The sequence below is a fragment of the Flavobacterium sp. B330r genome (assembly GCF_056824325.1).
Window position 1 is genome coordinate 3,678,632 of record NZ_CP124860.1, and the last position, 25,531, is coordinate 3,704,162.

The window sequence follows — 25,531 nt, forward strand, 5'->3', positions numbered from 1 at the left end:
ATTTAATCTTTAGACCATATCAAATACTTTTTTACTTTGTAGCTGATATTTAGTCCTTTAATGCAGTTAGTTTGTTTGTCTTTGTTTAAGCGTATTGATTCGATTTTAATCTTCTTCCCTTTAACAGAGGCACATAATTGTGCAAAAGTCAATAAATCTGCGTCATTTTTTACAACTGGAATATCAAGATCGTCACATAAAAATTCGGCAAAATCATCTTTTGCTTTACTGCCTTCTGCCACTTTTTTAAATAAAATCTCAAACTGATCTTCAGACATTTTAGGTGCTTTTTTGACTGTGGCAGTGCTGTCTTTTATTGTTTTTGCTTTAGGAGCAACTGGTACGTACTGCAACATTTCTTCCAAAGGATCTTTTTTTACAGAACCGCGAGGAAGCGCAAAAGCTTCTGCTTTTTTCTCAAATTCATACGAACTAACATCCAACGGATTGGTCTTTTTTATAACTCTTGGATGCACATAAATTATCTTTTTTGCGACACGGCTGAAATCGCCATTTATGACCAGCGTAATTGTTTTTTCACCAGGAGTAATGAAGTTGTAGACTGGGTTTGAAGAAGTCTCATCGATGCCTTTATTTTCACCAAATGCCCACTCCCAAGTCTTAGCATCTTCAGAAATTGACTTAAAATAGGCAGGCTGTCCAACGGTGATCGTTTTAGGTACAATAATCTTTGGTGTGCCTATTTTATCGGCAGCAAATTTGTCTTTTATAACCAGCTCTTTTGTATGGGTGCAACCCCCGTTTATTGTTAGTGTTACATAGTATTTCCCTGGGTTTTTGTAAATGTGAAAAGTATGTTTTCTGACATCTTTTTCTGATCCGTCTCCAAAGTCCCAAACCCATGATTTTGCATTAGGAGTTTTGTCATAAAATTCTATAGATTCTTCTGATTGCGATTGGTCCGAAAAGATGTAAAATTTTGCGTCTTCACAATCGACATGATTAAAAAATTGAACTATAAAGGCAATGATTCCAGCTAATAACAGGATGGTAAAAAAAAATACAATCCTAATATCGATATTTTTTTGATTCATTTTTAAATTTTGGAATATTTTACTATGTAAGATAATTTTAACAAAAAACGGAAGCAAATGTAGTTTTTATTATTTTAAAAAACTTATATTTTATACTATAAATTTTACAAAAAAGATTTGTATTCTTACAGAATATTTTGTTAGGTTTGTAACCACCTCGTTCCAAAATGTAAATAAATTCATAATAAACGAGTTACGTCCAAAAATGAGAATTTTCTCAAGGTTGAAAAAGGAAAAATGAGCGATAAGTTTGTTTTTAATGTTGCTGAAATTTTAAAAAAGACCCATTTTGGGAAGTCAATTATTTTTTAATTATCTAAAAAGAGCGTATTAATATTATTTTTTATGAGGCAAATTGTTATAATGATTCTTATGATGCATTTATTTACAGAATGCCATGCTCAAAAATATATTTCCCAAATTCCCTTCAAATATGATTATTCTCTGGAGCTGTTAAAAAAACAGTCTCAAATGACCGAAACAGGTTTAAAGAATAAAACAGTCGTAAATGATAACTCCGAGAATTTAAGCGACGAAGTATTGGCTCTCAAAGAGAAATACTCTATTATTCTGGCTGTAATGCCAAATAAAATCACCAATTACAAATTATACTCCTACATAGATCCTTGGTTGAACACGCCGTATAAAGAGAAAAGCTTTTCTAAAAAAGGAATCGATTGCTCTTATTTTCTACAGTCTCTATACAGTGATGTTTACAAGGTTACTCTTCCTAAAGATCCTGCTGGAATGTGGAAATCTAAATCGATCCAGATTTTTACAGGGAGGAGTTTTCTTGCCGAAGGCGATCTAGTTTTCTTTAGGTACGATAAAGATCATCCAATATCTGATGTTGGCTTGTATCTGCATAATGACCGAATTCTGGCTTGTACAGACAAGGGTTTGGCAATATATAATTTCAATGATGAATACTTTCAGTTACGATATATAGGCGCAGGACGAATCAACGAAGATGGAAAGAAAAAGTAAAAAAAGTCTTGAGGAGCTTGCATACGAAATAGAGAGTATTTCCTATGATATAAGGGCAGAAGTTGTTGCTAATGAACTTCTTGAAAATAAAGCCGTGGCACAAGACGAAATCACGATTTCGAACCATGGCCAGTTTTCACGAGCATACAGAAGTGATATTCTAGGAGCGGGAATTCAGGACGATAATTACGACAAACAGGAATATCTTAATATTAGGCTGTCGCGAGATAGTATGTATGATGCGTTACCTGAGGGTTTCGTTCATAGTTTGACTGAAAATAATGCGGATAAATCTGTAAAACAGATGATTAAGGAGCATAAACACCAGAAAAAGCAAGAAGCAGAAGCTCGTGTTTTTTTTACTCCTTTTGAAAATGAGATTTTTCATTATCGAACTAAAATTGAAAGTGTTGAAAGAAATTTTCTGTATCAGCTGAACGGAAGTAAGCCATTGGAGTTTTTCTATGATTTTTGGGGACTGTCGCACATTTATCCAGAAATTTTAGTTTCAAAGTTTATTCAGCTTTTACCCTATGCGTATAAAATAGTGGGAGATATAGACTTGGCTTGTCATTGTTTGTCTAGTATTATTGAAGAAAAAGTAACTTATACAACGACTACTTCGAAAGAATACAGTGAAGAAGGAGAGCAGATTAAGTTAGGTGAAAATAGATTAGGAGTTGATTTTATTACCGGGAAAAATTACATGGATTATTCGATGAATTTAACCATAAAAATAGGTCCGATAGCGAATAAACCGTATCAGCATTATCTTAAAAACGGCGAGATAAAAATATTTATAGATTGTTTTTGCGAACATTTCTTTCCGATGGAAGTAGAAGTAAAAACAGTTTTATTGATTAATGAAGAAACCGAAGAGTTTAATTTTAGTAAAGAACCTGTGTTAGGGTACACAACACGAATTTAGTAATGGTAAAAAAGCATTTATTAGCCCTTATTGATATTAGGCTTATTGTATTTTTAGTAGCGATTATAGCAGTGAGTTTTATACTTACGATGGTATTCAGCGATAAGATAAAAGAATTTGCAGTACAGTATAAAAGAAAATTTTACATCTATGTTTTCTCATTTGTATTGATATACGCCCTTGTTGGGTTTTTGGGTTATAACAAATTATTCACAGAGTTATCAGACGAATTTCGATTTTATCAAATAGCATCACTTTTGTTCGGAATCCTTAATGTTTACCTGTACAGATGGTACTTTAATGAATTCAATAAAAAAGGATCTGTTGGTATAGAATTGTTGTTTTCTTTACTAATAACACTTTACTCAAGCGTATTATTTGTCATTATCTACACGGCATTAAACGGCATTGCCTTGACTTTTTTAATGTGTTCTCACTTCTTGGTATTTATCGTTCCAACAGGAGTTTATGCGGTATTTAACTATATGATGCAGATACCTCCTAAAGAGTATGTTACTTGGAGAATACCAGAAAGAAAAAATCCTTTTCCTGAGATAGAAAACGTTCAAATGAAGGATTTATTACTGATAACATTATTGATTCAGAAAAAAGAAAGCGATACAAAATATACCTCAATTAGATCAAAAGGTCCGGTTAGAATTGATTTTGGGGCTCTATTTTATCATACCGTTTCAGGATATAATGAGCATAATGCAGAAAGTAAAATTGATTTAAAGCATAATGGAGAAAATTACAATTGGGTTTTCTTTTTACAGCCCAAATGGTATCAGACAGCGAAATATGTCGATGCGAAATATACTTTAGGGATGAATGGCATCACTGAAAATTCAGTAATTATTTGTAAAAGACAAAGAGTAAAAGAAATTACTCAAACAAAAAAAGAAGAAAAAGGCAAAGACTTTATGTTTGAACCTAAGATGGAAAATAAAGAAAAAGAGGTTGAAGTTTAACATTTTTTGAGACAATATGTATCATATAGATAAACCTGAAGAGTCAACATACGACAAGTTCCGTACTTATAAGATCAAAAAAGGAGATACACTTGCAAGCGTAGCCAAAGATCTTGGTGTTGAGGCTGATGAGCTTAGGTGGTATCATAATATGTATTGTGAGATTCAGGATTTAATTGAAGCTGATTTTAAAAGCTATTCTCAGTTTTTGATTCTGGCTCCGGAAAAATATATTGAAGAAAGAAAAGAAAAAGAAGAGAAAAAGGGACAAAAAATAAGTTTGGGAAGTGATTATGGGCTACCCTTTTTAGCAGAAAGATTAAATGGAAGATATAAGGTAAAATATACATTTGAGGTTGGAGACCAGGTAGATGTCACAGAAATGGCAATAAATGTAAAATGGCTTGCCACAGATAAAAACAGATACCATCTTTTTGAAATTAACAGAAGTAAAATTGTTCATATCAATGGTTTGCCTCCTCAATCTTTGATTGAAAAACTTGGAGCAAAAAACGCAGAAATGCTTTATCCTCTAAAAATTGTGGTAGACAAATTTGGTAAATGGGTTGATATTTATAATTATGATGAAATTGAAAGTCGGTGGGAAAATTTAAAAAATGAAATTCTGGATTATTACGAAGGCGAATTAACGGAAGCTTATATTGATCATGCGGAAAAAAACTTAACAAATTCAGATACTTTATTAAGATCGCTTCGTTCAGATTATTTTTTCAGGACATTTTTTAATGGAATTTATGTTGGTTATACAGCAGATTATTCCTTTAAAAATGAAGTTTCTTTCCCTTTAGAGGAAGAAGTAGAAGCTATTTTTGAAGTTATGCAAAAAATCACTCCTCTTCTAGAGGATGATGGTTTTATTAAAGTAGATCAAAAAGGTTCTTATATGGATTCGGGTTTAGGTTTTTTATATGGATATACTCCTTCAAAAGTGAATTATAGCGCTATTTACTTCTTGAATTCGGAAACTTATACAATTGAGAAAATGAATGTAGAATGCAATATTTTATCAGATGAGCATATAAAAAATACTATTGAGATTGAGCTTTTAGAATGATAAGGAAGATAATAGTTTAAAAATTAAGGAATATCAGGGATTGTTTGACATTAAATGAAGTAAAGTTATGAGTGAAAAACATGTAGTAGTACAAGGAGCAACTTTAAAATGTAAGTTTAGCGTAGAGCCTAAATTAGATACGCTTAAGGTTAAAACGCATAGTAAGCATTATGCTAATGATAAAGGTGCTGAAAGTAAACTTATAGCAACCGATAAAGAAATTGGTCAGACACTTGAGAAAAATACTTTTGGAAAATGTAAAATGCAACCTAACGGAAGTGGAGATTACTTGCCATGTCAAGCAGTAATTACTAAATGGAGTGGTTTTTACGAAAAAGTTACATTATCTAACAAAGGAAAAATTTTATTGGAAGATAGTAAAGGAACTTGTCCTATTGGTGGGACTGACTGTATAGAAGTGGATAAACATGGGCAAAAAGCAGAATTGAACAGACAGAATTTGAAGAATGCTAAATCTGAAGTTCTAAAGCAAATAAATCCAATGGTAGATATAAAGGAGCTATTCGCAATTGAGCATACAGACGAAGGAATAATATATAGTTAAGAAATAGTTTCATTATTTTCTAAAAGTATAAAAATGGCAAAGGGAGTAAAAAAAATAAAGTGGGTTGGTCAAAGTGGTGCGCTAAGAGATTTTAGTTTGCAGAATAAAATACTTTGCATAAAACCAAACCAAACAGCTCCATTTATGGTTGACGAATGGTATAGTGAAACCACAGAGGAAGAAAAAAGAAGAAACATCACATGGCTATGGATGGATCAGAAAAAGAAAAAGATTTTCAAGAAAGAAATAAGATCTGCTGGTACTCCTTTCGGTGTCAACTTGCCTAAAAAGCTATGTGGTTCGTATGCTTTTTATCTGGAGGCCAGTTTATATGGAAGCCATGACCGCAATGCAAATACTGGACTGCATGTATATGGAAAATGTGAAAAAAAAATAACTTCTTCTTCTTGGAGTAAAAAAGAAAATACAGCAGATAATAGCGAGATAAATTATGGACATGATTTATTTATTTCATTAGAAACTGAAGGTGTAAATGGTGATACATTAACATTGGAATCATATAGTGCAAAAAAAACAGCAACACCTATACAAACTGTAAATGTAAAATGCATAAGTGGATCACTTAAGGCTAAGTTTACAACAATGTCTTGTTTTATGGCAGTTCCAGGTTTGCCTAGCGATTTAGAAAATTTTTATATAAAAGTACTTGATATCACAGGAGAGTACCTTAAAACTGAAAGCGGGAATGATAAAATAGTTTCTTTTACTATAAAAAATAAGAGAGTAATGCCTGTATTTGAGCCACCAACAAATACAACTCCTTTAACAGTTGATAACACTCCTAAAGAGGAAGAAGTAAAAACAGAAGGTATTATTACGGCATATTTTGCTAAAGAAGAATTTTCGTTGGAAACAGCAGAGGTTGCTGACCAATTCGAATATAAATTTAAAAATAGAAATGCCAATATTGACAAAGACAAGATTGCTGCCATTATTAAGAAAAATGTAGACCCACAAGTAAAAGCAGATAAAAAATATGCCAAACTTGATGATATTAAAAATGCGCTTACAGAGAGGACTTATGAAAAGGGGGCTTCTATTTCTTTCAATTTGTACAAGTTAGGAGCAAACTATATAAAAATAAACAGTGCTCCTTTGGAAGAGGAAGTATATGTCGTAGCAAAAACATTTTTATTGGACGGCAAAGAAGTATCTATTACAATAAAAGAAAAAGAGACCATTCTGATAGATGCAGATGCAAACGTACCTGTTTTGGAAGCTAAAGAAGATGGAGCAGAACTTACGACACTAAAAGCAACGGTTGAAAAAGGCTTGGCAAAAGTAAAAATAAAGCTTCGCCCGAAAGCAGATGAAGATTTAAAAGAATGGAAACAAAAATTGCTTAAAGGAAAAAAAGAAGAATCTTATACGTATACATTTAAAAGTGAAACTGCAATTAGTGATGACAACAAAAAGCAATTTGCAGCAATAATACTAAACAATGCAAAAGAAGGAAAACATGGCAATACAAAGATAGCAACCGGAAAAACGGCTTATGCAGACGATGTAGAAAAAGTATTGGAAAGCCAAACCTACAGCAGTGGTACCAAAATTAGTTTTGATACCTATAAAACACAAGCCGAAAGCCTTTGGTTAAAAGCCGAATGTCAAGGCGAGTCAGTAAAACACGAAAAGGAATTTTTGAAAAGGGATGGGGCTTATTTTATAATTGGGAAAAAGTGTGAGTGTGAAGCAAGAATAAGAGCATTCATGAGGGTAATACGCATTGCAGAAGGAACAGGAGAATATATAAAAGGAACTAAACAAGCAAGAGACCCCGAATTAGGATATACAACTTGGTTTAGTGGGGCTGGAAATAACTTTACTTTATCAGATGATCATCCACGAGTAATAAACAGCAATAGTACAAATACGATAAGATCATCAGCTGCTGGTGCTTATCAAATTATGAGTTGGAAATATGATAACCTAAATGGATATACATTAGTATTTAAGGATGGATATTTTCAAAAAAAACTCCCTGAAGAATATATTGAAAAGTATGATAAAGCTAAAAAATACGATGCAAAAGGATTTTCTAAAGAGGCACAAGATAAGTTGTGTGTTGCTATATTAAAAGATGATGCCAAAGTAATAAATGCTCTTCAAAAAAAAGATATTAAGGAAGCAATTTCAAAATCAAGCGGAATATGGGTGAGTCTTCCTGGAGCAACAGCTGGACAACCCACTGCAAAAATGCAAGAGACATTGGATTATTATGAAGAGTTTTTAAAAGATGAATTGGCAGGAAAAAGTAATCTACATATCAAACAAGGGTTTTTGAAAGATTTTGATATTAAATGTAGTTGTGATTTAGGCGATTGTACTGAAGAAAAATGTACTCAGTATGCTGATGTAGTTCCAAATCCTCAAATAAGTACTGATAATGGAGGAAAGAAAAACAATAGATTTAACTCAGCAGGAGGAAGGAAAAACCCACATAGAGGTGTCGATATTTATACTGGAGATAATAAAGTTGATGTTCATTCTTTACTTTGTGGTGAAGTAGTCTTTACAGTGACCTCATTTGCTACAAATGAATACAACTCAACTAGTCTAGGTAATTTAGTTGTTGTAAAATCGAAAGATAAAAATGATGAAGTAGTTTATATAATGTATTGTCATCTAGACTCTGTAAAAGTAGCTAAGAATGATAAAGTTAAGCATAACGATGTAATAGGGATTTCGGGCTCTACAGGTAATGCTGGTTCAGTGTATGAAAATGGAAAATTGATACATGGTATTTCTCCAGAAAATTATCATATTCATATCGAGGCTTCAACCAGCTATGTTGCTGGGACTGCTACTTTTAAAAATGTTGCTTCTTCAAGAGTAAATCCTGAGGATTATATGAAAACTAAATTTGATATTGATGGTGAGAAAATATAGTAAACTAAAACAAATTATAGAAGTAATTCTAATCTTTTTATTGATTATTTCATGTAATGGGCAAGTTTCAAATAAGAAAAATCAGGTTTTAAATGAGGATAAAGAACAAACTAAAAATATAAAAGAACAGCCGCCTGTTGATTTTTTTGACCAAAAATATTTCAATGGTTATAAGATTTCCTTTGGAGATGAAGATATATCAGAACATCCATATCGCTATTATTATAATTATGAAAATAAAGAGATACAGTGGTTTGCTATAAGTTATGTGCCAAAAAACATTTCTTTACACAAATACTGGTCAAGCTATCTTCAGGGTTCGAGCTCAAATGAAGCGACACAAAGTTCAACAATTGAAAAAATAATCAATAAAGATTTGAGTTCATATAACATTTTTGCAGTTTATATACCTAAAAAATATTTGGATATATCAAATGGAGTATCAGAAGAGGCAATGTTTTTTAAAAATAATACAGAGTTATATTTTTATCTATATGATGCATTAGAGAATAAATGGAAATTTCTAAAAAAAACACAAACAAATGCACCATTAATTGGAAAACGTGATTTTTTCAGCAAACAGTTTCCAGAATTATTTTCTTTAAAAAAAGATTTGAGATTAAATGATAACAAGAATATTAGTGAAACAGAAAATATAACTTTATTAAGAAACTTTATTTTTGAGTTCTCAATATCTAAAATTGAAAATGAAGATGGAAACGAAATACAAAAAGTTAAAATAAACCTTAAAAACAAGGAAACAAATAAAATTCAGGTAATAGATTTCACTCCTAAATTATTAGTAACACAATTTGATGGAAGCTCAGCAAATAGTATATCATATTTTGGTAAAGAACAATCAATTATAAAAAGTTATCAAGAAATAGAAGGCGGTCATATGTTGATAGCTTTAGATGTAAATTTTGATGGGTTAGAAGATTTTGCAATAATAAATTATCAGGGAAGTAATGGAGGACCTCAATATGCTTATTATGTTCAAAAAGCAAATAAGCAATTTGTATTGGATTCATATCTAACAGAAAATGTTAGATTTTTTCCATCTGAAATTAATAAAGGTAAAAAAATATTAACAATAATTTATCCTTCGGGGTGTTGCCAGTTTCAAACATCTAAGTTTCAGATTCAATCAAACGGGAAATGGAAAAATACCTATTCGCATTTAGAAAATATTAAATAAGATTTGGTAAATATTTTTAGTTTAGATTCAAAAATTATTTTATTCAAAAAATAGATATAAAGCTCTTTGATATATTGAAAAGAAAAGCCCTAGCTAGCAAAAGCGCAATGCTTTTGTTAGCTGAGGGAATTTTAAAATAAAAAATTATGAAAATTTTACAAATGCTATTTTTAACGGTTTTTATTGTAAAGCTTTAGTGTATACAATTCTCAAGCAAAAGAAATTAAGTTAGAAGTTAATCAATCAATAAAAAATGAAAATAAGTAAAAATCTAGTATTAGGTCTCTTATTGATCTTAATTTTAGGATGCAAAGAGAATACATCAAAACACGATTCTAAGAATTTAGTAGATACTCTTAAGGTTAATAATTCCAAAATTCTATCTGATACAAAGGAAACAAAGAATACCATAAATAAGTCTTTTGTTATAAGTTGTGGATCAGGATGTGCTATGACTTATACAGCAGAAAGTATTCAGTCAGAAGCTCCTACAATAAAAGTTAAGTTCAAGGTTGAGATGTATTTAAATGAAAAAGTATCTGACACATATTATGAAGTTTATGTTTTTAAATATGATACTTCAAATAATATAATAAAAATACAACCTGAAGGCAAAAATGAAAATGTTTTAGAGAATCTTTTGCCCGATGCACAAGAATCTTTTAAAAAATTTAGTATTGATTTAATTAAGGATAAAAATTTAGAGATAAAGTCTTCTGAAATCTGTTTTAAAGAAAGTAAAATTAAATTACCTTATATATTTAGAGATACCAAGATTTTGAAATATAATCTTCTCGATTGTAATTCTATAAGTGGAATTGAAAAATATAATTGTAATTCTGAAAAACTTAGATATATCTCATTACCTAATAGAGAAGACGTGAACGTTGTTTTAGTGCCCCAAGATTGTGGAGATTTTGATTATAGATATTATTTACTCACAATAAAGAACAATAGGGTAATTGATAATCTATATGTAGAAGGAGAATGGTACGAACCCGAAGATGAAGAAAACAAAGAGACGACTACTTTTTCAATTGATAAAGATTATAATTTGATTGTTAAAACTGAAACAGGAAATTCTTCTGCATTGCAAAATTTTACTATTAAAAATGATGGAAAAATTATAAAGCGATGATAAAATCCAATCGTTTAAAAAAATGTGAAGAATAGTTTTTAAGTGAATATATATTTAAGCTCCTTGACATATTGAAAAGAAAAGCCCCAGCTAGCAGAAGTTATAGACTTTTGTTAGCTGAGGGATAAAAAAATGGAAAATGTAATCCATCTGTTTATTTCAATTTCAAAACTGAAGATGAATTGTCACAAAAAGAAATAGAATTTCAAAATAATTTAAAAGAAATAGAATGGAATTAATTGAAGTGTTTAATAGGAAAAAAATATTTTTTGTCTGTTTATTATATACTCTTTTTTGTTGTAAGGGAAACAATAAAGAAGAGTTTGTCGCGAACGATTTAAAAAGTGATGCGAAAATTAGCAATAGTGATGCTTCATGTTTTGTTGATCAAAAATGTATTAATAAAAATGATCTGAATGGTTTTGTTTATGAATTTCAAAATGAAATAGTTGAAGTTGTATCTGGTAAAAATTCTACAAATGATTTCGTGATTAATGGAGAAAAATATCTTTCAAATTTAACTCTAGAAAGTGCAGATTTAAATCTTTATTATTATAAATGTAGTGCTAAAAAGATCTTTTTATTTGAGGGAGATGATTACTATAGTTCTACAATATTCGCCTATTTATTTGAAAATAAGAATTTATATTATTTAGGAAATTTTATTATCAGCCAACCTAACGTAGAAAAAACGGGAGTAAAAAAAAAGGATTTTAAAATATCTACAGATAATAATCAAATATATATTGAAGTACTATTAAATAGCAAATCATTTAAGACTTATAAGTTAAATGAAAGAAAAAGTATATCTAAAGAAACTCAAATTACTAGTAAAATTGACCTTTCTGGTATTTGGAGGTTGAATTGTGAAAATTCTTTAACAACATTTGAAATTTCTGGAATGGAGGGTTATATGTCATTATATTCTGATAATGCAATTTTTATTAATGTGGAATTAGTAGGTATTGAGAACAAACTAAATGAATATTATGTGAGATTCAAAGGAACTGAATCTCAACAAAAATATTACGAGGATAAAAAGAATACAGTTGACAGTGAAATATCTAAAACACAAAATATAGGTAGGCTTGTTTTAAAGGATAATAATATTCTGTTTTATTGGAATGGATTATATAATGATAAAACAAAGAAGAGGGATTTTGTAGATGATTTTGTAATGCTTAAAGAAAATGCTGGAAAAAATCCAATAGTTCTAAAAAAATGTGAAGAATAAATTATAAGTCTATTAATAATTTAAGCTCCTTGACATATTGAAAAGAAAAGCCCCGGCTAGCAAAAACGTAATGCTTTTGTTAGCCGAGGGAATTTATAAATAGAAAAAACAAAAAAAATGACGCTCAATAAGTATACTTATATTTTATTGATTTTTTTAAATATATCATGCCAAGGTCAGGATAATAAAATAAATAACACAGAAAAAAAAGAGATAGAGATGTTTACCCATATTTTAAATAAATCTAATTTTAAAACTACCAGTGAAAATTTTGAAAATGTTAATAAAGACATTATTGGTATTGAGACTCGTGATTTGAAAGAAGGTTATAATAATATTAATATTCTTGGCGAATCTATAGATTATCAAATATGTAAAGAAGGAAAATATATTAAAATAGGAGAAGACATTTTACCAGATATATATAACATTAAAGAAGACAAGCTTATAAGTTATCCATATATGAAATCTCTAATAAATTTAAATAAAATTTTATATTTAAATGATAATACTTCTACTTTAGAAACTAGTCTAAAGGATATTGATTTAGCAAGAGATGTGGTTGTTTTATTTAATTACGAAAAAAATGAATCTTTAATAAAGAAAGTTTCTGATAATATTGGAGATTGGGATGATTTTTCAAATAATTTCAAATTATCACTTGTCTTTTATAATAGAGATCATACTATTAGAAAAAAATTCCTGAAATACCTTTCAAAAAAACAAGAGCTTATATATCACATAGCTTTTTATTTAGCTGATAATAGAAAGAATATAATAAATGCCAATAAATTATCGACAGAAAAAATTGATGAAGCTATTGCTTCTCTATTAAATCTTGGGCTTGAAGGCAGATCAAATGCTGATATAGATACAGATAATGATATGTCATATAGACTTTTAAATAATCTTCTTGTTTCTTACCCTAAAATTGTTAGTTCTTTCGAAAAAATAAATTATTACGGATATAAAGACTTAGCTTTTTTTATAAAAGTATTCCATACTATAAAAAATAATAATGATCAAAATTCAGAAATAAAAAAATATTATATCCAAGATTCGGATGGTTACTCTAATATAAGGAAAGATAAAAATAGTAGCTCAGAAATAGTTGGGAAAGTTAAATCTGGTGAAGAAATAGACGTATTAGATGATTCGGGAAATTGGTGGTTTATTCAGGCTAAATCAGGTATTAAAGGATATGTTTATAACACTAAAATAAAATCGGAATAAAAGAAAATAAAAACAAAGCTCCTTGACATATTGAAAAAAAAAGCCCCAGCTAGCAAAAGTTGTAGACTTTTGTTAGCTGAGGGAATTTTAAAATAAAAATTATGATTCGAAACATTAATGGTTTTATGCTTTTATTTTTAGTTAGTTTTTTTATTAGTTGTAAAAAAAACGAAGCAAAAGAACCTGAAACACTCAAAACAATAAAGAGTGCTGAAACTAAAGAATTTTTTAGCTTAGTAAAACCAATCAATAAACCAGAAGAGCCGTTATATAAAACAATTTATAATGATTATTCAATTTCAATTAATTCAAACGCATCTAATCAAGAACTTATCTTTAAAAAGGGAAATGTAGAAATTTCAAAAGTGTTGAAATTTTATTATGAAACTCCTGAAATTGTATTCCACCTTTATAAGTCAAGTTTTGATAATTTTGTTATTATAATTGAAGGGCGAGATTACTATAGTAGTATTTTAGGAGTGTATTATTTAGATAATAAATTAACAAATATAGTTGATATTGATGAAACATTATCTTATAAGCAGGATGAGCCTGAAAAGAAAGGGTTTAAATTTCCTAAAGTAGAAATATTAAAAAATATAAATAGTTTAAAATGTAAATTCTATTTAGGGGATAAATTTTTGTATGATAAAAATTACGAAATTTCTACTAAACTTGAAACAAAAAAGAATAATGCTTCTGAAAACAATATAGCATCCAATAACATTAATCAATATCTAAATAATAAAGATTACTTTATTAAGACATTTGATATAAATAAAGATGGAATTAAAGATAAAATCGTTAGCAATAATCCATATCAAGGAGATGAACTACTGATATTTTTAGGTGAAGACGGTATTAATTTTAGATTGGTACTAAAAACTATAAATTTTTCAGCAGATGGAGGCAATCAAATATCAGATATAATAGAAACCGAGGAAGGATTTAATATAACTACTTTATTTCCTGACAGAGGCAGTTATGAAGAAAATTATCATATAGTATTTAAAAACAATACATTTATTTTAAAAACTCTAGAAACATTTTCAACGTCGTGGCAAGATGGCTATAAAGAAACCTGTACTATAACCGACATAGACTTTAATCTAAATAAATCAATACATGAACTGTTAAGCATTTTATCTAAAAGAGATAAAAATTGTGTAAAAGCTAAGCTTTAATTGTATTGTGGCCTTGAAGGTACTTATATCATGGATTAAGAAATGATAATTGATATATTTCTCCTGAAGGTTCTGTAGAATGATAAAGAAAGTTTGATAAAGGAATATTTATTTCAAAATCATATCCTTAAAAGTTATGTACAGGTGGAGATTCAATTAATTAAGATTCAAAGTGTGTTTTTTTGATTTCTTCAAAAAAAACTAGGAAATTAAGGATTTTCAGAATATGAACTTTGATAATGTAAACCTAAAAAATTAAATAAAAATATATTTAAGCTCCTTGACATATTGAAAAGAAAAGCCATAGCTAGCAAAAGCAAAATGCTTTTGTTAGCTGAGGGATTAGATGAAAAAAATATTAAAATGAAAAAACATATAAGATTCACGGTATATATAGTTTGTTTGATTATATCATCATGCAAACAATCTCCTTCTTTAAATAAAATTGAAGAAGATGGAAAATGCAAATCTACAAACAATGAGTCTGAAATAGTATATACCGAAGTTAATAATTCAATTAAATTCGAATCCGATTTAAATGAAAGCGATATAGTAAAAAAAATAGAAATCACATCTTCTTCAATAAATTTTTTACTTCGAACTATAGGTGAAAATGCGTATTTAAATGTTGGAGCTATTAACCAACAAGAACCGTCTTCTTGGGAAGTTATTAACTTCAATTTCTTTTATAATAACTCGTTTGAAGATGCCGTAAAGGATATTCATCTTCTTATATATAAAAATCAATCAGATGGTTATTTAATGTTCCCATCTACTTCAGAGCAATATAAAACATATTATCTATATAAATATTCAAAAAAAACTATAGCATATTTAGGAGAATTTGAAGATGATAGTTCTGATTCTTTTAAAGGTAAATTTATATATAATGAATCTCAACATAATCTTTATATTCAAAATGAAGCTAAGGAAATAAGAAAATTAAAGTTGCTTACTATAAAATCAGAGGCAATAGCATCTAATGTTATTGAAAAAGAGAAAAAAATAATTACAGAACAATTAGAAGAAACTTATCCTTCTGATTTAAAAGGTTATTGGCAAACAGGTTGCGGAAATAAATTTACAGAGTTGAGTGTTGATAATAATGAAGGATATTTATCTCTAAATAGTGTTAATGCCATTTTTATTAATCTAAAAGTAGAGAAATCAAGTAAAGAAAAGGAATATATTTTAAAATATGCAGGAATTGGTTCACAACAAAATTATTATGAAGATGAGCTAAAAATTAATGAAGGCGAAATTTCAGAAGATAAAATCATAGGGAAGATGGTTATACAAAAAGATGGCAAAGCATTATTGAATTGGATAGGATTATATAATATGAAAAAGAAAAAACTGGAATTTGTAGGGAAAGATTTCTCACTAATAAGGGAAAATGGAGGTAAAAATCCAGTGTTATTAGAAAAATGCGATTAAATATAAGTAAGATATTGATTTATTTAAAAAGTATAAGGAATTAGGGTATTAATATTTTGAACTTTAATGATGTAAACCCAAAAAGTAATTAAAAAATATATTTAAGCTCCTTGACATATTGAAAAGAAAAGCCCTAGCTAGCAAAAGCGCAATGTCTTTGTTACCTGAGGGATAAATAAAATAGAATAAATATGAGAAAAAAAGTTTTTGGTCTAGTACTATTAAGTTTATTGTTATCATGTAAATCTCAGGATAGTAAAGAAGATTTTAAAGGTACATGGATAGAGGTACAAAAAAGAGGTAATGAATTTTTAATCATTGATTGTGGATATCAAGGCGAAAATATAAAAATTATTAATGATTCAATCTTTGAGAATGGTATAATGGAAAGTACTAAAGCAAAAATTGATCATATAAAAGAAGATGAAACAGGAGTATCATTGTTTACAGATAAAACAGATAAATCATATTATAAATTTTTATTTGTAAATAAAGAAAAAGGTCTTGCCAAATGGGAAGTTAAAAATAATGATTTACCAATTGTTATTAAATATTTTATAAATGAGGTTAATGCTGATAAAATAAAAAAAATAAAAGGCACAAAAGCTGATTGTATCTCTAATGATGATGTAAGTGATTCGGTTAATGATTCTTTTACGCTTCATGATGGAAATCTTCTTTTAGTGGAGGATGATAATTGTATATCATTATTGGACCAAAAAGAAAATTTAATCTTTGAAAGATGTTTTGAAAATTGTACTGTAAAAATTCGACATATAAAAACAACAGGATTTCCATTGACTATTATAAGTGGATATAATTCAATTGATCTAGAATTTTATAAAAAAGGAGAAGATTGGGTTTCGAGCTCAGCTACATATTTTAAAAGTTTACCAACTGGAGAAGAAAAAAGTACTAAACAAATTGAAGTGTCTCTTAAGGAGTTCAATTTTGATAGTGTTATTGAACAATTTGGAGACAAAAATAATGATTTAAGTAATCTTTAATATTAGATGGTTTATAGCCTTGAGCTTTTTTAAATCTAAATTATAAATCCAAGAGGGAAGTTGAAAATCTTGCTCACTGCGCGCAATTGTATCTATTTAACCCGTAAAATCTTGTTATAATAATAAAGCTAACAGTAATAATCAAAATCTAACCAAAAAAAAGAGGAGTTAAAAATTCTCATTTCAAAATAAAAACTAATAGAATTATGATAGAAAAATTAGGTCATTTTCCCGTAAACTGGATTGATGGAATGAAGATAAATAAGAGTCATTTTTTATCGATTCAGGACAACGTTTCTGAGTTGGTAAACGATGCAATTGGTATTCATACTACACCAATAAGTTATGGGTTGTTGGATTCTGGAAACCAAAATAAAGAAACCACAAAAATTACTTTAGGAATCGATAATCACAAACTGCTTCGTGTTCGAGTAGAAGAGTGCCACGCTATAACGCCCAACGGATCAAGAATCGAAATCAGTAAAAGTAATACCGATACATTAGATCTTCAGGTTCCGTATCCAGAAGATACTTATGAAATAAAAGACGGAGAACAATTGGTTTTATTAGCCTGTATATCGGTTAATTCTAAAAAGAGAATTCCTTTTGGAGAGCCAGATCCAGATGAGGTTCCGCCAAGATATCCGTATACACAGCCAGAATACAAACTTCATTTAATTAAAGCCGAAGAATTCCGTTCAGGAATTGGGTATGGAGGTTTTTACTTGGCAATTGGTAAAGTCCTTATTGGAGACACTACAGTTTTAGATGAAGATTATATTCCGCCATCAGTGACAGTGGCTTGTCATCCAAAATTAGTTGACATGCAGGCACAGATCGCCCGTTCGTTTGGACAGATTGAAATTTATGCTGTTCAGATTTCCCAAAAAATAAACAGAGGGCAACAGGCAGGAGTTTTACCGCAGACTGTAATGCAGCTGGCAGACAATACCGGGTATTATTTGGGAAGTACTCTAACACAATTTCGTTGGTTTTCACTGCATCAGCACCCAGCTTCAATGCTAGGCTCGGTAGTATCGTTTGCGAGAGTGATGAAGAATTTTATCGACTCGAAATCGGGAGCAGGAAAAGAAGAGTTGTTGAATTATTTTGCCGAGTGGTGCGATATTTCACAGGGAGATTTAGAGATCATGTTTACCACTCTTATTAATGCAGGTTACGATCACGTGCATATCGATAAAACAGCTTCATTGGTAATGAACGCTTTGGCGAGAATAGAGAAGTTGTTTGAAACATTAAACAAACTGGATTACATAGGCAAGAAGAAAGAAAACATTGAATTGTTTGTTGCTGAAACAGATAAAAAAGATATCGTTCATAACCCAAAACGTCACGGTTTCTTTATCAAAGATTAAAAAGTAAAATAGTAATAATAAATTATGGAAGTATTAAATAAACAAGAACGCCAGAAAGCCTTTATCGCTTTTTTAATTGCCTTTATCCTAACTTTTTGCGTTATGCTGCTTGCCGTTTCATTCAACTTTTATATGCCAGTAGCAGAAAATAAAATGCTGAAAGCAGAGAATGAAATGATGAAAAGAGAATACGATTATCAAACTAACTTTTCGGTTAAAATCGATAGTATTAGAATGACAATCGATTCTATTAATTCGCCAAAAGTAGATAATGATTTTCAGCAGCGTCTGGCAAATGTTATGATTGCGAATATTTATCAGAAAGTACCAAAAGATACGACTGAGAATAAAAAATTATACAACAATGTTATTCTGGCCTACAAGAATATTATTGATTACAAAAAGCAGATCAGAAGCCTTACGCACAATTCTCACTTAATAGACAGTTTGAACCAATCGGCTAAAACATACAAAGAAGAATTAGAAAAAGTAAGCAGAGATTTAGATGTATGTCGTCAGATTTATCAAAATCAATAAACAGAAATAAGAGTAAAAAATAATAAACCAATCATTTAAAAAATTCAAATTATGTTGTCAAATTATGGAATTGGAGGTAACGAAGTAAAAATAGATGCAGATGAAGCAATCACTGCAATCCCTCAAAACAGAACACTTGTTGCTCAGAAGTTAACAGTTGATGCTCCTGTAAAACCAGAATTGGTAGAAGGAATTACAAGCATCGAAAAAGCATTTGAACACTTTAAACCAGAAGTAAAAGTAAATTTTGAAACTGTTGACGGAGCTACTAAAGTAGAAGCTTTAAACTTTAAAAATTTAGGAGATTTTGGAATAAAAGGAATTACTACACAGAGTAGTTTTTTATCTGATCTTGAGACAGAAAAGGATCAATATCAAAAAATTATCCGTCAGTTAAAATCAAATAAGATTTTAAAAGCGGCTTTAGAAGACGGAGAAGCAAAACAAGCTTTACTAGAAAGTCTTGGAGCATTGATCAATGAGTTAAAAGAGAACAAATAAGAATCTTAAAATATTTTAGATATGTCAAATAAAGAAGCATATAAAGGAGATCTTGATACAGCGGTATTGGAACCTAAAGCAGTAAAAGGAATTTCGATTGAAAAAAATGTTGAAAAACTAGCTAAATACGGTGGTTTTGATTTACTGGAAATGTCGATTGAAGGAGTTCAAAATCTTAATCCAGAGAGAAAAGCAAGAAGAAAAATCTTTTTAGGTGAAGTAAACAAAGCAAAAGAAAGAGAAACGCTTTTGAAAACATTAGAACTTTGGACTTCGGTCTTAAGCAATAATGAAGCTTTGACTGACATGGTAGCGCAAAGTGAAGACAAATGCAAAGAATCTGAAGCTTTGCTACAAAAAAACCTTGCAAAAGCTGTTGAAGATACAAGAGAGATTGAAGCGGCTTACAGAACTTTAGCTTTATTCTTTAAAAATACAGAAACAGATAAAGTAAAAAATGTTACGATTGTAAATGCTGAACTTGATCAGTTAAAAGATCTTGACAACACACGTTTTATCGATGCAATTCACTCAGAATTAGTGGATAATTATGATCGTCTAGACCTTAAAAATAACTACGGAATTTTGGTAATTCCTGGATATTTAGGTTCTAATAAAGTGATTGAAAAATGGGCAAAAATTGCGCATGAAAATAAAGTAATGCTGGTTACAGATTTCGAACACTTAGATGAACCGGATGATGTAATGGAAATGTTTGATGCTGCTTCTTTAACTGGAGGAGATGTTTACCGTTCTAACGTAATCATGACGTGTAACTGGCTTGTTGGACGTGGCAGATTTGATCAAATTGGAGAAAGCGAAGATTTACACGTTGCGCCTTCTGCAGCATTGGCAGGAAAAATTTACAAAACATTAATGTCGCAAGTTACTGCAGGTAAGAAATTTGGAGGAATTAATGAAGTTGACGGAGTAAAATTTGATCTTAAGAAAAGTGAAATCGCAAATCTTGAAAACTTAGGTTTGGTTCCAATGGTAAACGAGTACGGAAAAGTTATGGCATTTTCTGCTAAAACATTATTCAGTGGTGATAACTTAGGTTTACAGACTTATTCTGTAGTTCGTGTTTTTGATTATGTAACTAAAGTATTAATGGATTTCCTTAATCGTCGTGCTTTCGAAAACTTTACTGCTAAAACACGTAAAGAGATTATGAATCAGATTGTGGCTTTCCTTGACGGAATCACAGGTCCAGATAAATTGATCGAGAATTTTGAAATCCGCAGATTCGAGCAAGATCCAATTCAAAAAGACAGAATTTATATGGATATCCACATGAAACCTTATTTCCCTGCTAAAAACTTCCTTATTAAAATGGATGGACACAAAGGAGATGACGGAACAGAATGGGATACAGATTACGAGCAAAAATAATTGTACAGTAAATAAAAAAAGGAAGCACATAAAATTGTGCTTCCTTTTTCAACAAAACATTGATCTTTTGAATGATCAAAACAAATAATTCAAATTCATGAACGTACTTAAAATTTTACTTTTAGTCGGTTTGTTTTCCATATCAAGTTCGATTAAAGCACAAAAAGTAAAACAAATTGATACTTTAAGTTGCCCTATTACGCAAAACGATTTATTGCTTTCAGGAAAGTTATTTGCAAGTGCGACCCCAATTTTACTTCGTGTTTACAACGAAGATTATGAATACGCTGTTTTTCAGTTAGGAAAAAGAAGAGGCAGCATTTATTTATACTTTAAAATTTTTACAGATAATGTTTGTGTAAAACAAGAGCAGCCGCTGGAACTCTATTTTAAAAATGGAGAAATGTATATTCTTAAAAATACTTTCAAGGTAAATTGTGATGGAACTGCAGCTCTTGAACTTTCACGGAGAGACATCAAGAAATTAATGTCAAATAGTATCAATACAATTAAATTTTTCACACTTAAAAAAGACTATGAATTTAGTCCCACAGAAGTTGATAATCAAAATATAAGGTTCTATCTGCACTGTTTAAAGCTTTATAAAGTGAGAAAGAAAAAATAGAATTCGATTGACAGAATTTGACACAACTTAAATATAATCTCTAATAAAAAATCAAGATATGCCATTTCCAGAATTGAACCTTTCATTAGGACTTACAGATAACGACGGTTCTGTTTTCTATGCAGGAAGCGGAGAAGGAAAAGTGATTGTAAAAACAGATTCTGCTTTAAAAAAGCATAGTATCAATATAACAATTTCAGAACAAGAGGTTGGATCAGTTTATTTGAATACACATTTAAAAGATGTCGAAATTCCTGCTGAAATTGAAATTCCTGTTTATCAAATGATTGTTGCAGATGATAAAACAAACGAAAAAGAAATATATAAAGTTACCCGCGATACTTTTTTCTATAAACAGCAAACAAAGAAAAAAGGATTATGGAGCTTTTTGGGTTTAAAATTCTTAGCTCCCAATAATTTTCTTTTTGAAAATATCCCATTCGAACCTTTAAAAGAAGAAATGGAAACCTATGATATTTCAAAATACAGAAAGCTACATGAAGATAAACTGACTTATAGTTTTCAGAAAGGAGAACAAAATATTCAGCTTTTTGCTGGTGATATTAATACGCTAAAAGTAGAGAAGGGCATAAGCTATTTTGTAATTGTTGATGAGAAAAAAGGACAAAGATTCATTGGCGATATACTATACAGAGAAAAATTTCTAAAGCTGACACCATCGGTTAAACTGCATATTATCAAACGCAGACGAGTTTCTAAAGAAATGGAAACAGATAAAAAAGGCCAAGCTAATAAGTTGATTTATATTTAAGAAGCAAAATTATGAAAGGAGCATTTTACAAACTTCCAATAGATTTTAATAGCGTAATGCAAAAAAAAGAGTTAGAAAAAACCTCGATTGAGCATTCTATCGCCCAACAGATCATTTTACTAGCTACTACTACATTTGGTGAGTGCAAGTTTGATGAAACGTTTGGTTCAAAAATCTGGGAAATCGACTTTGATTTGCTTATGAATGAAAATACGTTAAAAGAAATCATTTCAAAAACAATGAAACAGTCTTTGGCTTTTCATGAAAAGAGAATAAAAGTAAACGAGCTTAAAGTTGAATTATCTGAGACGATCTATTTTGTTGATGATGTGAGCAGATCAAAAAAGAAAGTCGATATAATAATTGAAGCAACAATTAAAAGTACCAATCGTGATTTTGACTTTAGAGGGTACTTTTTTGTTGGACCGCTATCCTATAAATAGCTTTTTTTAGTACTATTTTTATTTCAATAGGCTAAAAAAGTATGTTTTTTAGTTTTTAAATATCTGATAACTTGATAATTATATATTGTAAATAAAGTTTTATTAAATAAATTATTATAATAAGATTTTATTTATATATTTACAGCATAAATAAATAAATTAATAATTAAAAATTTTTCATTATGTCGTTTTTAACATCATTAACAGTAGCAGGAAAAGATTACAAAGTATTAAACGTTAGTTATGATTTAGCTCAAGAAACAGATGCTTCTGGGCGTCCATCTACAGTAACACGTGGAGGAAGAATCATGATCGAGGTTGAATCAACTGGAAGTACTGAATTGTTTGAATGGATGACTAACAATTTCGAAAGAAAAGACGGGTCAGTAAAATTCATCAAACGTGATTCAAATGCTACTTTAAAAGAGCTAAAGTTTACAGAAGCTTACATGGTTAAGTACAAAGAAAACTTTGATCATAACAGTGAAAATCCATTAACTGAAACTTTTATGATTTCTGCTCGTAAAATTTCGATGGGTGGAGGAGAATTTGATAATGCTTGGGTATAATCCTTTGGACTTTATCAATCTTAATTAAACTAAAAGGAAGTCCGATAAGTGGACTTCCTTTTTTGTTTTCTTTTTTAGAATATCTGGTTTTCAATTCCCGATTAGCTGGATTTTCGCACTTCCTAAATTAATTATCTAAACAAATCTACAAATGAGTTTTTTATCTAAATTACATATAGACGGCGAAGAATATAATGTTCTTGAATTTAATATTGGTTTCAAACAAGAAATTGACACAACAAGTAAGCCTACAGGAAACGCTAAAGGCGGAGTTATAAAAATGATTATCGAAGCAAGTCAGAACAGTCATTTTTTGTCTTGGATGTTAAACGGAGATTTAACCAAAGACGGCAAAATTGTTTTTTATAGAAGAGATGCATTAAGTAAAATGAAAGAGCTTTCGTTTACTAAAGCATTTTGTATTGGTTACGATGAGCAATTTACAAGCACTACCGAAATCCCAATGAGAATTACTATGGAATTAGTGGCAAAAGAATTGACTTTTGGAGACGCTAAATTCTCAAATAATTGGATTGCGTTAGATTAATTGTTTAAAAGCTCATTAAAAAACAAGGACACATTATTATGGCACATTTTTCAGAACAAGTACATATAACTATAGGAGGTTTTACCCAAAACGTTGTTTATTATGATTTAAAGCTATCTCAAAAGATGGCCGATCATCATCATTTTTCGTTTGTTTGGCAATACACAGGTAGAGCAGTAATTAATCCGGCAGATCAAGCAAAAGCGCTTAGAACCTATCTTGGTGATGAGGTGATTTTTACCTTTAAAAGTCTTACTGGAATAAGATTAATGAGTAAAGGAATCATTACGGAACTTTCTTCTATTGATCTTGATGGAAGTCCGGCTGGATTACACGTTTCTGGCGTAAGCCACAGTATTGTAATTGACGATATGAAAAAGTCAAGAACATTTAAAGATCGCAGTATGGATGATATCGTACTGGGAATTTTTGCTGAAGGACCTGGAGAATTTTATCAAAGAGATTCTATTAAATCAACCTATCTTAAAGAATTTAGAAATCTTTTGCAATATAACGAGACTAGCTTTGAGTTCTTAAAAAGAATTGCTAAGCGTTATGGGCAATGGTTTTATTTTGACGGAATGCGTATGCAGTTTGGACAAACAAAAAGTAGTCAGACCAAGTTAATTAACGGGGCTTCATTACATAGTTTTAAGATACAAGCTAATATGAGCTCGCATAAAATTTCGCTGAATGGTTATAATTATGAAAATGTAGCAACCTTTCGTGATGCTGCCGCTAAGACTTCCTCTGGAAGTAAAGATAGTTTTGCCGCTATTGTAGGTTATAATCAGGGAACGGTTGCAAATTCTGATTTAAATAATGGTGCGTATACTGCAAATGCTACAAATAAAGAAGAACTAGAGGAAATGGTAAAACTGCAAACTGCGGGTAGTGATGCCAACAGTGTATATTACAGCGGGATTTCTTATTTTCCAATTGGTCTTGGGCAGGTTTTTACAATAGTAAACCAAACTGTAGTGCATGAGCTAATTGCTATAGAAGTTGTACACCATTCTCAGGTTCACGGAAATTATTCTTGCGAATTTAAAGCAATTCCTGCCGATGTATCGGCTCCACATTATACAGATGTTTTTGTATACGGTAAAGCAGAAACACAGCCTGCACAGGTAAAAGATAATAATGATCCTGAAGGATTAGGACGTGTACAAGTAGAATTTTATGGAGCAAGCGGTACAGCAGTTACAGATTGGATAAGAATGGTACAGCCTTATTCTGGACCAGGAAAAGGATTTTACTTTGTTCCCGAAATCGGAGAAGAAGTTTTAATTGGTTTTGAAGGCAATAATGTCCAAAATCCTTATGTAATTGGTGCGCAATACAACGGACAAGACTCAAGCGGTTATGCTGATGCCCAGAATAATATAAAAGCAATTCATACCAGAAGCGGACACGTAATAAAATTTACGGAAGACGAAAGCATCATAATTGCCGATAAAAATGGTAACGAGATAATAATGGATACTGTTGGTGGTAATATCAGTATTACAGCAAACAATACGATTGATCTTAATGCACAAAACATCAATTTTAATGCTTCTCAAAATATTAGTGTAAGTGCTGGAATGAATATTACAGAAAGTGCTGGTGCTGACAAAACTAGTGTTGTAGGTATGATGCTTAATACAACAGTTGGTGGTGATAGTATGTTATCAGTTACAGGAAACTTCATGGAAAATATTGAAGGTAATTTGGAGTCACATACTGCAAAAGAGAGACAGGAAATTGGAGTTAAAGGAATTGATAATAGTAGTGAAGGCGGAATAAATAAACACTCTAAAAAAGAAATACAGGTTAATAGTGCGGAAAAATCTAAATCACACTAA

General features: G+C 30.1%; 24 protein-coding genes. 23 read left to right on the forward strand and 1 reads right to left on the reverse strand.

Features of this window, described 5'->3' with window-relative positions; translation table 11 throughout:
• Positions 1-2: 2 nt before the first annotated feature.
• Entirely contained in the window at positions 3-1,055 is a 1,053-nt protein-coding gene (locus QLQ95_RS16255; protein ID WP_482500632.1) for a PKD domain-containing protein, read from the reverse strand.
• 345 nt (positions 1,056-1,400) lie between these two features.
• On the opposite strand from QLQ95_RS16255, the gene QLQ95_RS16260 reads away from it, so the two are divergent.
• The 23 genes from QLQ95_RS16260 to QLQ95_RS16370 all read left to right on the forward strand — a co-directional run bounded on the left by QLQ95_RS16260 (position 1,401) and on the right by QLQ95_RS16370 (position 25,531).
• The gene (locus tag QLQ95_RS16260; RefSeq protein ID WP_253251878.1) at positions 1,401-2,042 is read left to right on the forward strand and encodes a C40 family peptidase; all 642 of its coding nucleotides are present in this window, start codon (positions 1,401-1,403) and stop codon (positions 2,040-2,042) included.
• A complete protein-coding gene (locus QLQ95_RS16265; RefSeq protein WP_379797824.1) occupies positions 2,026-2,970 on the forward strand; it encodes a type VI secretion system baseplate subunit TssG in 945 nt (314 codons plus the stop codon). The genes QLQ95_RS16260 and QLQ95_RS16265 overlap by 17 nt, the downstream gene beginning before the upstream one ends.
• Positions 2,971-2,972: 2 nt before the next feature.
• Positions 2,973-3,941 (forward strand): TssN family type VI secretion system protein, encoded by a 969-nt coding sequence (locus QLQ95_RS16270; RefSeq protein ID WP_428237589.1) that lies wholly within the window; start codon positions 2,973-2,975, stop codon positions 3,939-3,941.
• A gap of 16 nt (positions 3,942-3,957) precedes the next feature.
• Positions 3,958-5,016: a LysM peptidoglycan-binding domain-containing protein gene (locus tag QLQ95_RS16275; RefSeq protein WP_482500634.1), complete on the forward strand. Its 1,059-nt coding sequence runs from the start codon at positions 3,958-3,960 to the stop codon at positions 5,014-5,016.
• Positions 5,017-5,083: 67 nt separating this feature from the next.
• Entirely contained in the window at positions 5,084-5,581 is a 498-nt protein-coding gene (locus QLQ95_RS16280) for a DUF4280 domain-containing protein (protein WP_428237591.1), read from the forward strand.
• 33 nt (positions 5,582-5,614) lie between these two features.
• Positions 5,615-8,491, forward strand: coding sequence for a peptidoglycan DD-metalloendopeptidase family protein (locus tag QLQ95_RS16285; RefSeq protein ID WP_428237592.1), 2,877 nt, complete (start codon positions 5,615-5,617; stop codon positions 8,489-8,491).
• Positions 8,475-9,689, forward strand: coding sequence for an XAC2610-related protein (locus tag QLQ95_RS16290; protein WP_379797814.1), 1,215 nt, complete (start codon positions 8,475-8,477; stop codon positions 9,687-9,689). Before QLQ95_RS16285 ends, QLQ95_RS16290 begins: the two co-directional genes overlap by 17 nt.
• A gap of 253 nt (positions 9,690-9,942) precedes the next feature.
• Positions 9,943-10,827 (forward strand): hypothetical protein, encoded by an 885-nt coding sequence (locus tag QLQ95_RS16295; protein ID WP_428237594.1) that lies wholly within the window; start codon positions 9,943-9,945, stop codon positions 10,825-10,827.
• A 229-nt stretch (positions 10,828-11,056) separates the two neighbouring features.
• Positions 11,057-12,061 carry a hypothetical protein gene (locus QLQ95_RS16300; RefSeq protein ID WP_095931715.1) on the forward strand — a complete coding sequence of 335 codons (1,005 nt, stop codon included), beginning with the start codon at positions 11,057-11,059 and terminating at the stop codon, positions 12,059-12,061.
• Positions 12,062-12,178: 117 nt separating this feature from the next.
• Entirely contained in the window at positions 12,179-13,294 is a 1,116-nt protein-coding gene (locus tag QLQ95_RS16305) for an SH3 domain-containing protein (protein WP_482500636.1), read from the forward strand.
• Positions 13,295-13,395: 101 nt separating this feature from the next.
• Positions 13,396-14,478, forward strand: a complete 1,083-nt coding sequence (locus QLQ95_RS16310) for a hypothetical protein (protein ID WP_482500637.1) — start codon at positions 13,396-13,398, stop codon at positions 14,476-14,478.
• A 288-nt stretch (positions 14,479-14,766) separates the two neighbouring features.
• Entirely contained in the window at positions 14,767-15,915 is a 1,149-nt protein-coding gene (locus QLQ95_RS16315) for a hypothetical protein (protein WP_482500638.1), read from the forward strand.
• A 191-nt stretch (positions 15,916-16,106) separates the two neighbouring features.
• Complete coding sequence (locus QLQ95_RS16320) at positions 16,107-16,922, forward strand: hypothetical protein (RefSeq protein ID WP_482500639.1); 816 nt, start codon at positions 16,107-16,109, stop codon at positions 16,920-16,922.
• 206 nt (positions 16,923-17,128) lie between these two features.
• Positions 17,129-18,298 (forward strand): hypothetical protein, encoded by a 1,170-nt coding sequence (locus tag QLQ95_RS16325; protein WP_482500641.1) that lies wholly within the window; start codon positions 17,129-17,131, stop codon positions 18,296-18,298.
• A gap of 24 nt (positions 18,299-18,322) precedes the next feature.
• A complete protein-coding gene (tssO, locus tag QLQ95_RS16330) occupies positions 18,323-18,835 on the forward strand; it encodes a type VI secretion system TssO (protein WP_095930975.1) in 513 nt (170 codons plus the stop codon).
• 51 nt (positions 18,836-18,886) lie between these two features.
• The gene (locus QLQ95_RS16335) at positions 18,887-19,336 is read left to right on the forward strand and encodes a hypothetical protein (protein ID WP_095930974.1); all 450 of its coding nucleotides are present in this window, start codon (positions 18,887-18,889) and stop codon (positions 19,334-19,336) included.
• Between the two features lie 21 nt (positions 19,337-19,357).
• Positions 19,358-20,728, forward strand: coding sequence for a DUF5458 family protein (locus tag QLQ95_RS16340; protein WP_095930973.1), 1,371 nt, complete (start codon positions 19,358-19,360; stop codon positions 20,726-20,728).
• A 97-nt stretch (positions 20,729-20,825) separates the two neighbouring features.
• Positions 20,826-21,353 carry a hypothetical protein gene (locus QLQ95_RS16345; protein WP_095930972.1) on the forward strand — a complete coding sequence of 176 codons (528 nt, stop codon included), beginning with the start codon at positions 20,826-20,828 and terminating at the stop codon, positions 21,351-21,353.
• Positions 21,354-21,411: 58 nt separating this feature from the next.
• On the forward strand, positions 21,412-22,125 hold the full coding sequence (locus QLQ95_RS16350; RefSeq protein WP_482500643.1) for a hypothetical protein: 714 nt from the start codon (positions 21,412-21,414) through the stop codon (positions 22,123-22,125).
• Positions 22,126-22,136: 11 nt separating this feature from the next.
• The gene (locus QLQ95_RS16355; RefSeq protein WP_095930970.1) at positions 22,137-22,568 is read left to right on the forward strand and encodes a GPW/gp25 family protein; all 432 of its coding nucleotides are present in this window, start codon (positions 22,137-22,139) and stop codon (positions 22,566-22,568) included.
• 182 nt (positions 22,569-22,750) lie between these two features.
• Positions 22,751-23,137, forward strand: a complete 387-nt coding sequence (tssD, locus tag QLQ95_RS16360; protein ID WP_012025247.1) for a type VI secretion system tube protein TssD — start codon at positions 22,751-22,753, stop codon at positions 23,135-23,137.
• 151 nt (positions 23,138-23,288) lie between these two features.
• Positions 23,289-23,684: a type VI secretion system tube protein TssD gene (tssD, locus tag QLQ95_RS16365; protein WP_095930969.1), complete on the forward strand. Its 396-nt coding sequence runs from the start codon at positions 23,289-23,291 to the stop codon at positions 23,682-23,684.
• 38 nt (positions 23,685-23,722) lie between these two features.
• Positions 23,723-25,531 carry a type VI secretion system Vgr family protein gene (locus tag QLQ95_RS16370; protein ID WP_482500644.1) on the forward strand — a complete coding sequence of 603 codons (1,809 nt, stop codon included), beginning with the start codon at positions 23,723-23,725 and terminating at the stop codon, positions 25,529-25,531.